The organism is Streptomyces sp. SID3212, assembly GCF_009865405.1.
Lineage (GTDB): Bacteria > Actinomycetota > Actinomycetes > Streptomycetales > Streptomycetaceae > Streptomyces.
Map to the genome: position 1 here is coordinate 1 of NZ_WWJY01000629.1, position 8,823 is coordinate 8,823.

Annotated in this window: 5 protein-coding genes; 2 read left to right on the forward strand and 3 right to left on the reverse strand. The window is 72.1% G+C overall.

Features of this window, described 5'->3' with window-relative positions:
* Positions 1-123 precede the first annotated feature (123 nt).
* Positions 124-600, reverse strand: coding sequence for a hotdog fold thioesterase (locus GT042_RS18825; protein ID WP_161309890.1), 477 nt, complete (start codon positions 598-600; stop codon positions 124-126).
* A gap of 89 nt (positions 601-689) precedes the next feature.
* Positions 690-2,984 carry an FdhF/YdeP family oxidoreductase gene (locus tag GT042_RS18830; RefSeq protein WP_161309891.1) on the reverse strand — a complete coding sequence of 765 codons (2,295 nt, stop codon included), beginning with the start codon at positions 2,982-2,984 and terminating at the stop codon, positions 690-692.
* A 170-nt stretch (positions 2,985-3,154) separates the two neighbouring features.
* Between GT042_RS18830 and polA the strand changes: the two genes are divergently transcribed.
* Positions 3,155-5,866, forward strand: coding sequence for a DNA polymerase I (gene polA, locus GT042_RS18835; RefSeq protein ID WP_161309892.1), 2,712 nt, complete (start codon positions 3,155-3,157; stop codon positions 5,864-5,866).
* 277 nt (positions 5,867-6,143) lie between these two features.
* Positions 6,144-7,922, forward strand: coding sequence for a lytic transglycosylase domain-containing protein (locus tag GT042_RS18840; protein WP_161309893.1), 1,779 nt, complete (start codon positions 6,144-6,146; stop codon positions 7,920-7,922).
* 81 nt (positions 7,923-8,003) lie between these two features.
* On the opposite strand, the gene GT042_RS18845 is transcribed toward GT042_RS18840, so the two are convergent.
* Positions 8,004-8,823: ATP-dependent helicase C-terminal domain-containing protein (locus GT042_RS18845; protein ID WP_272925732.1), on the reverse strand; the 820-nt coding region annotated here is incomplete at its 5' end.

The window sequence follows — 8,823 nt, forward strand, 5'->3', positions numbered from 1 at the left end:
CGCGCAGCCGGTGAGGGCGGTCGCGAACACGAGCGCGTACGCCGGTACATACCCGAGCGGCACCCCGTACCGGCGCGGTGATGGCCTCATGCGGGCACGCTACTGCGTCCCGGCCGCCGTCGGTCAGGCCCCGGCCGGGGCGTCCCGCAGGAGGCAGGTGAGGCGGGCGGAGCAGACGCGCCTGTCCCGGTCGTCGGTGATGACGATCTCGTAGGTGGCGGTCGTACGGCCGCGGTGGACCGGGGTCGCGACCCCGGTGACCAGACCCTCGCGCACCCCCCGGTGGTGCGTGCAGTTGAGGTCGACACCGACGGCGACCTTGCGGCTGCCGCCGTGGAGCATGGAGCCGATGGAGCCGAGGGTCTCGGCGAGCACGGCGGACGCGCCGCCGTGCAGGAGCCCGTACGGCTGGGTGTTGCCCTCCACCGGCATGGTGCCGACGACCCGTTCGGGTGATGCCTCGACGATCTCCACCCCCATGCGGGTGCCGAGGTGTCCGGCCGAGAAGACCGCGGCGAGGTCGACGCCGAGGGCGGCGTACTCGTCGATGATCTCCTGGGGGAACTGGACGGGGGACTGTGTCGGGGTCTGCTCGCCCATGGGGCCCGGCTCCGATCGTCGACGGCGGTGTGTCCACCGTCCTATCAGATGGCTGAGCGATCGCTTAGCCGGGCCCCCTGTCGGCCAGCTCACTCCGCCGCCGCCACCGGGCGTTCCGCGGGCTCGAAGCGGACGATGACGGACTTGCTCGTGGGGGTGTTGCTGATGTCGGCCGTCGCGTCGAGCGGCACCAGCACATTGGTCTCCGGGTAGTACGCGGCGGCGCACCCCCGGGCGGTCGGGTAGTGGACGACCCGGAAGCCCTCGGCGCGGCGCTCCACGCCGTCCTTCCACTCGCTGACGAGATCGGTGTACGAGCCGTCGGGCAGGCCGAGTCCGGCCGCGTCGTCCGGGTGGACCATGACGATGCGCCGGCCGTTCTTGATGCCCCGGTAGCGGTCGTCGAGGCCGTAGATCGTGGTGTTGTACTGGTCGTGCGAGCGCATGGTCTGTAGCAGCAGCCGGCCCTCGGGGAGCTTCGGGTACTCGACGGGCGCGGCGGTGAAGTTGGCCTTGCCGGTGGCCGTGTGGAACTTCCGCTCGTCGCGCGGCGCGTGGGGCAGCTCGAAGCCGTTCGGGTCGGCGACGCGCTCGTTGAAGTTCTCGAACCCGGGGATGACGCGGGCGATCCGGTCGCGGATGTTCGCGTAGTCCTTCTCGAAGTCCTCCCAGGGGATCAGGGAGGAGGGGCCGAGGACGGCGCGGGCCATCCGTACGACGATGGCCGGTTCGGAGAGCAGGTGCGGGCTGGCCGGTTCGAGGTTGCCCCGGGAGGCGTGCACCATGCCCATGGAGTCCTCCACGGTCACGATCTGCCGCACGCCCGCCTGGAAGTCCTTGTCGGTACGGCCCAGGGTGGGCAGGATCAGCGCGCGGACGCCGGTGACGACGTGCGAGCGGTTGAGCTTGGTGGAGACGTGCACGGTGAGCCGCGCGTTGCGCATGGCGGCCTCGGTGACGAGCGTGTCCGGGGTCGCGCCGACGAAGTTGCCGCCCATCGCGAAGAAGACCTTCGCGTCGCCGTCGCGCAGCGCCTCTATGGACCGCACCACGTCGTAGCCGTGGTGGCGGGGCGAGGTGATGCTGAACTCCCGGTCCAGGGCGTCCAGGAAGGCGTCGGAGGGCCGCTCGAAGATGCCCATCGTGCGGTCGCCCTGCACGTTGGAGTGGCCGCGCACGGGGCAGACGCCGGCGCCGGGGCGGCCGATGTTGCCGCGCAGCAGCAGGAGGTTGACGACCTCGCGGATGGTCGGTACGGAGTGCTTGTGCTGGGTGAGGCCCATGGCCCAGCAGATGATGGTGCGCTTCGAGGCGAGGACCATCTCGCCGGCCTTCTCGATGTCGGCGCGGTCCAGGCCGGTCGCGGTGAGCGTCTGGTCCCAGTCGGCCTCGCGCGCCGCCGCGGCGAACTCCTCGTACCCATGGGTGAATTCGGCGACGAAGGACTCGTCCACGGCGCCGGGTGTCTCCAGGACGATCTTGTTGAGCAGGCGGAACAGGGCCTGGTCGCCCCCGATGCGTATCTGGAGGAACAGGTCGGTGAGGGCGGCGCCCTTGACCATGCCGAGCGGTGTCTGGGGGTTCTTGAAGCGCTCAAGTCCCGCCTCGGGCAGCGGGTTGATCGAGATGATCTTCGCGCCCGCGGACTTGGCCTTCTCCAGCGCGGAGAGCATGCGCGGGTGGTTGGTGCCCGGGTTCTGCCCGGCGACGATGATCAGGTCGGCCTTGTGCATGTCCTCCAGGGACACACTGCCCTTGCCGATGCCGATGGTCTCCGCGAGGGCCGAACCGGACGACTCGTGGCACATGTTGGAGCAGTCGGGCAGGTTGTTCGTGCCGAACTCGCGCGCGAAGAGCTGGAGGAGGAACGCGGCCTCGTTGCTGGTACGGCCCGAGGTGTAGAAGCACGCCTCGTCCGGCGACTCCAGGGCCTTCAGCTCCTCGCCGATGATCTGGAAGGCCCGTTCCCAGGGGACGGCCTGGTAGTGGTCGGCGCCTTCCGGCAGGTACATCGGCTGGGTGATACGGCCCTGCTGGCCGAGCCAGTAGCCGCTGCGCCCGGCGAGGTCCTCCACGGAGTGGTCGGCGAAGAAGTCCGGGGTCACCCGGCGTACGGTCGCCTCCTCGGCGACGGCCTTCGCGCCGTTCTCGCAGAACTCGGCCTTGTGCCGGTGGTCGCCCTCGGGCCAGGCGCAGCCGGGGCAGTCGAAGCCGTTCTTCTGGTTGAGCTTGAGGAGGGTCCGCGCGCTGCGGCGGACCCCCATCTGCTGTCGCGCGATGATCAGGGAGTGCGCGACGGCGGGCAGTCCCGCGGCGGCGTGCTTGGGTGCCGCGACCTGCGGCGCGTCCTGGACCGGATCACCTGCGGGCGGCTTGCTGGCCATCGTGCTCTCCTAGAGCTGCGAATTACACACAAATTGGCTACTGTCGACTGTGTACAGTATTCAAGTTTTGCACAGGGCTGTCGGACGGGTATAGACCACCCCCCAGTGAAGCCCATCACCGCCATGCTCGCGGGTCGGGATTGTCAGTGGGGCGTGGCAGGATCGGGTACGTGGCTGAGACAGCGTCGAAGAAGACCCCAGACAACCGTCCTCGCCTGCTCCTCATGGACGGGCACTCCCTGGCGTACCGGGCGTTCTTCGCGCTGCCCGCGGAGAATTTCACGACCGCGACCGGCCAGCCGACCAACGCCATCTACGGCTTCGCGTCGATGCTGGCGAACACCCTGCGTGACGAGGCGCCCACGCACTTCGCGGTCGCCTTCGACGTGTCCCGCAAGACGTGGCGCTCGGAGGAGTTCCCCGAGTACAAGGCGAACCGCTCGAAGACCCCCGACGAGTTCAAGGGACAGGTCGAGCTGATCGGCGAGCTGCTGGACGCGATGCACGCGGACCGGTTCGCGATCGACGGCTTCGAGGCCGACGACGTCATCGCGACCCTCGCCACCCAGGCCGAGGCGGCCGGCTTTGAAGTGCTCATCGTCACCGGCGACCGGGACTCCTTCCAGCTGATCACCGAGCACACGACCGTGCTCTACCCCACCAAGGGCGTCTCCGAGCTGACCCGCTTCACCCCGGAGAAGGTCGAGGAGAAGTACGGCCTCTCCCCCCGGCAGTACCCGGACTTCGCCGCCCTGCGCGGCGACCCGTCCGACAACCTCCCCGGCATCCCGGGCGTCGGCGAGAAGACCGCTGCCAAGTGGATCAGGGAGTTCGGCTCCTTCGACGAGCTGATCGCGCGCGCCGAGGAGGTGAAGGGCAAGGCGGGGCAGAACTTCCGCGACCATCTGGAGTCGGTCAGGCTCAACCGCAGGCTCACGGAGCTGACCTGCACCGTGGAGCTGCCCAAGACCCCCCAGGAGCTGGAGCGGCAGCCCTACGACCGTACGGCCCTGATCTCGGTGCTGGAGCTCCTGGAGATCCGCAACCCCAGCCTCCGCGAGCGGCTGCTGGCCGTGGACCCGGGCGCCGTCGAGGACGAGCCCCCGGCGCCCGCCGCCGGCGTCGAGCTGGACGGCACCGTCCTCGGCTCCGGGCAGCTGACCCCGTGGCTCGCCGAGCACGGCACCGGGCCGCTCGGCATCGCCACGGTCGACACCTGGGCGCTGGGCGCCGGTTCCATCACCGAGGTCGCGCTCGCCGCCGCCGGCGGCGCCGCCGCCTGGTTCGACACGACCCAGCTGGACGAGGCCGACGAACAGGCCTTCGCCGCCTGGCTCGCCGACGACGAGCGGCCCAAGGTCATGCACAACGCGAAGAGCGTCATGCGGGTCGCCCCCGAGCACGGCTGGCGCGTCGGCGGCGTCACGATGGACACCGCCCTCGCCGCCTACCTCGTCAAGCCCGGCCGCCGCTCCTTCGCCCTGGACACCCTCGCCGTCGAATACCTCGGCCGGGAGCTGGCGCCCGCCGCCTCCGCCGACGGCCAGCTCGCCTTCGGCGCCGACGACGAGGCCGAGGCCGACGCGCTGATGACGCAGGCCCGCGCGATCCTCGACCTGGGCGACGCGTTCACCGAGCGGCTCGCCGAGGTCGGCGCTACCGACCTGCTGTACAGGGTGGAGCTGCCCACCTCCGCCCTGCTGGCCCGGCTGGAGCGCCACGGCATCGCCGCCGACCGGGCGCACCTGGAAGCCATGGAGCAGCAGTTCGCGGGCGCCGTCCAGCAGGCCGTGAAGGAGGCGCACGCCGCCGTCGGACACGAGTTCAACCTCGGCTCGCCCAAGCAGCTCCAGGAAGTCCTCTTCGGCGAGCTGGGCCTGCCCAAGACCAAGAAGACCAAGACCGGTTACACCACCGACGCCGACGCGCTCGCCTGGCTCGCCGGCCGGACCGAGCACGAACTGCCCGTCATCATGCTGCGCCACCGCGAGCAGGCGAAGCTGCGGGTCACCGTCGAGGGCCTGGTCAAGACGATCGGCGCCGACGGCCGCATCCACACCACGTTCAGCCAGACCGTCGCCGCCACCGGCCGGCTCTCGTCCACCGACCCCAACCTCCAGAACGTGCCGGTGCGCACGGACGAGGGCCGGGCGATCCGCCGCGGCTTCGTCGTCGGCGAGGGGTACGAATCGCTGATGACGGCCGACTACAGCCAGATCGAACTGCGCGTGATGGCCCACCTCTCCGAGGACGCGGGCCTGATCGAGGCCTTCACCTCCGGGGAGGACCTGCACACCACCGTCGCCTCCCAGGTGTTCGCCGTGGAGCGGGACGCCGTCGACCCCGAGATGCGCCGCAAGATCAAGGCCATGTCGTACGGACTGGCGTACGGGCTCTCGGCGTTCGGCCTCTCCGCGCAGCTGAACATCGAGGCCGCCGAGGCCCGCGGGCTGATGGACACCTTCTTCGAGCGGTTCGGCGGCGTACGGGACTATCTCCAGCGCGCGGTCGCCGAGGCCAGGGCCACGGGCTACACGCAGACGATGCTCGGTCGCCGCCGCTATCTGCCCGACCTCAACAGCGACAACCGCCAGCGCCGCGAGACCGCCGAGCGGATGGCGCTCAACGCCCCCATCCAGGGCACCGCGGCCGACATCGTCAAGGTCGCCATGCTGAACGTGGACCGGGCCGTCCGCGAGGCCGGCCTGACGTCCCGGATGCTCCTCCAGGTCCACGACGAAATCGTCCTGGAGATCGCGCCCGGCGAGCGCGAGGAGGTCGAGGCGATCCTGCGCCGCGAGATGCCGGCCGCCGTCGACCTGCGCGCGCCGCTGGACGTCTCCGTGGGCGTCGGCACCGACTGGGAGTCGGCGGCGCACTGACGGGCGTACCGACCGACGCGCTGACCGACGCGCTGATCGGCGTGCTGACCAGGCGTACGGATCCGGCGCGCCGATCCCTGTGCCGCGTGCCGACGGCGCGGCTCACCCGGGTGGGGCACCGGCCCGGGTGAGGCCCGCGCCCCCCGGACGACCCCCAGGTGGCGAACTGGTGAAAACCGGTCGCGACCGGTGTTGTCGCACAGGGAGTTGACGTAGGGTCGCCGGTGCCCAGGCGCGGGGAGCGCGCATTGTCATTCACCGGGGAGGGACCAGACGTATGGCAGTGCCATTCGGCAGCCGACTGCGCAGAGGAGCCACCACCACCGCGGTGGCCGCCGTGGCCATCGCGGCACTCTCCGCCTCCCAGGCGCCGGGCGCCGTCCTCGGACTGCCCGGCGGTGGTACGCAGGCCGCCGACGCCACCACCACGCCACCCGGTACGCCCGCGACCGGCAACTCCCCGTACTACACGGACCTTCCGCCGCTGAACCCGCCGGACAAGCCGCTGGTGTCCATAGACCTGCCGGCGGCCGTGGGCGACGTCGAGGCGGGGATACCCGCCACGGTCCTCGACGCCTACAAGAAGGCGGAGCAGGCCCTCGCGGAGACCAGGCCCGACTGCCGGCTGCCCTGGCAACTGCTCGCCGCGATCGGCAAGGTCGAGTCCGGCCAGGCACGCGGCGGCGCGGTCGACGCCGACGGCACCACGACCGCCCCGATCCTCGGGCCCGTCCTCAACGGCGTCGGCTTCGCCAACATCTCCGACACGGACAACGGCGCGTACGACGGCGACTCGACGCACGACCGGGCCGTCGGTCCGATGCAGTTCATCCCCTCCACCTGGGCCACCTCGGGCCAGGACGGCAACGGGGACGGCCGCAAGGACCCCAACAACATCTACGACGCGGCCCTCGCGGCCGGGTACTACCTCTGCGGGAAAGGACGCGACCTCACGGTCGACGCCGACCTGGACGCGGCGATCCTCAGCTACAACCACTCGCGGGAGTACCTGAACACGGTCCGGTCGTGGCTGGAGTACTACCGCAAGGGCACCCACGAGGTGCCGGACGGCACCGGCGTCCTGCCCAGCACCGACAGCCCCACCGGGACGGTCCCGACGACGCCCGCCGGGCCGCCGTCGACGCCGGGTACCCCGCCGCCGACGTCCCCGGGCACCCCGCCGCCCACCAAGCCCCCGACGACGCCCCCCACCACACCTCCGACGACGCCGCCGACCAAGCCGCCGACCACGCCCCCGACGAAGCCGCCGGCGTCGAAGCCGCCCGTCGTCAGCCACGTCGAGAAGGCCGGCACGGGTACGTTCACCACGGTCGCCGGGAGCCTGTTCCCCGGGCGGGCCGCGGTCCGCGCCGAGGACAAGGCGGGCAAGCCCGTCGCCAAGGTCGAGATCACCTTCACGATCGCCGGCGACACGGACGCCCGGTTCGTCCCGGACGCCACGACCGTCACCGTCGTCACCGGCACGGACGGCATGGCGATCGCGCCGCAGCTCAAGGCCGGTGAGAAGGCCGGTACGTTCGTGGTGCGCGCCACCCCGTCCTCGGGCCAGGTCCCCGGCGTCACCTGGACCACGACCGTCACGGCCCGCCCGGCCGACGCGTTGGCCAGGACCGGCGGCGAGGACCTCACGGCCGTCGCGGGCGCCGCGTTCGCCGCCCCGGTCCAGATCAAGGCCACGTCCAACGGCACGGCCGTCCCCGGGACCGGCGTCACCGCCTCGGTGATCACCTCTGCCGCCGACCCCACCGCCCCGGCCGGCGGGCCGTACTTCAAGGCGGCCGACGGCAGCAAGCTCCGCACCCTGACCGGCCTCACCACCGGCGACGACGGGGTCCTCCAGCTCCCGGACCTCTTCGCGGACACCGATGCCGGAACGTTCGTGCTGCGCCTCCGGACGGACAACGGAGTGACCCTGGACATCACCGTCAAGGTCACCGCCGCGCCGCCCACCACCCCGCCGCCCACCGACCCGGGCACCCCGTCGGGCGAGCCCTCCGGGACCCCGTCCTCGTCGCCCTCCACCCCGGCGGCATGACCGCACGGACCACGTCGCACCGCCGCCCCCGCGTCCCTCCGGACCCGGGGGCGGCGGTGCGTGCGGGGGACGACCACCCGCTCACCGCCGGTCGTTCAACCGCCGCGTCGCGACCGCCGCCGACGGATCCTCCGGCCACGGATGCCGGGGATAACGCCCCCGCAACTCCGCCCGCACGGCCCGGTAGCCGTCCCGCCAGAACGACGCCAGATCCGCCGTCACCGCAGCGGGACGCCCGGCGGGCGACAGCAGATGCACCAGCACCGGCACCCCCGCCACCCTCGGCGTCTCCCGCAGACCGAACAACTCCTGGAGCTTCACGGCCAGGACGGGCTGCGGCCCGCCGTACTCCACCCGGACCCGCGACCCGCTCGGCACCTCGATCCGCTCCGGCGCCAGCTCGTCCAGCCGCGACGCCTCGCCCGTGGACCAGGGCAGCAACCGCCGCAGCGCCTGCCCCGCGTCGAGCCGCGCCAGGTCCGACCGCCGCCGCGCCCGTGACAGTTCGGGCTCCAGCCACTCGTCCGCCCGCTCCAGCAGCGCCGCGTCCGACACGTCGGGCCAGCCCCCGCCCACCACCCGGTGGAGGAAACCGAGCCGCTCCCGCAGCCCCTCCGTGTCCCGCGTCCAGCGCAGCAGCCCGAGCCCCTCCCGCCGCAGCCCGTCCAGCAGGGCCGCCCGCACCAGCCGGCCGTCCGGCTTCCTCAGGGGCCGTACGGACAGTTCCACCGCCCCCAGCCGCTCCACCCGCCGGGCCACCACGTCACCGTCCTCCCAGCGGACCTCCTCGCCCTCGGAGCGCAGATGCCCGGCGGCATCGCGCGCCGTCGGCTCGTCGATCACCGCCGCCAGCCGCACCCGCGCCGCCACCGCCGTGGCCGGCCGGTCCGCGACCGCCACC

Coding starts and splice junctions, on each gene's coding strand:
- GT042_RS18825 (WP_161309890.1), bottom strand. CDS start 600: ATGGGCGAGCAGACCCCGACACAGTCCCCCGTCCAGTTCCCCCAGGAG.
- GT042_RS18830 (WP_161309891.1), bottom strand. CDS start 2,984: ATGGCCAGCAAGCCGCCCGCAGGTGATCCGGTCCAGGACGCGCCGCAG.
- GT042_RS18840 (WP_161309893.1), top strand. CDS start 6,144: ATGGCAGTGCCATTCGGCAGCCGACTGCGCAGAGGAGCCACCACCACC.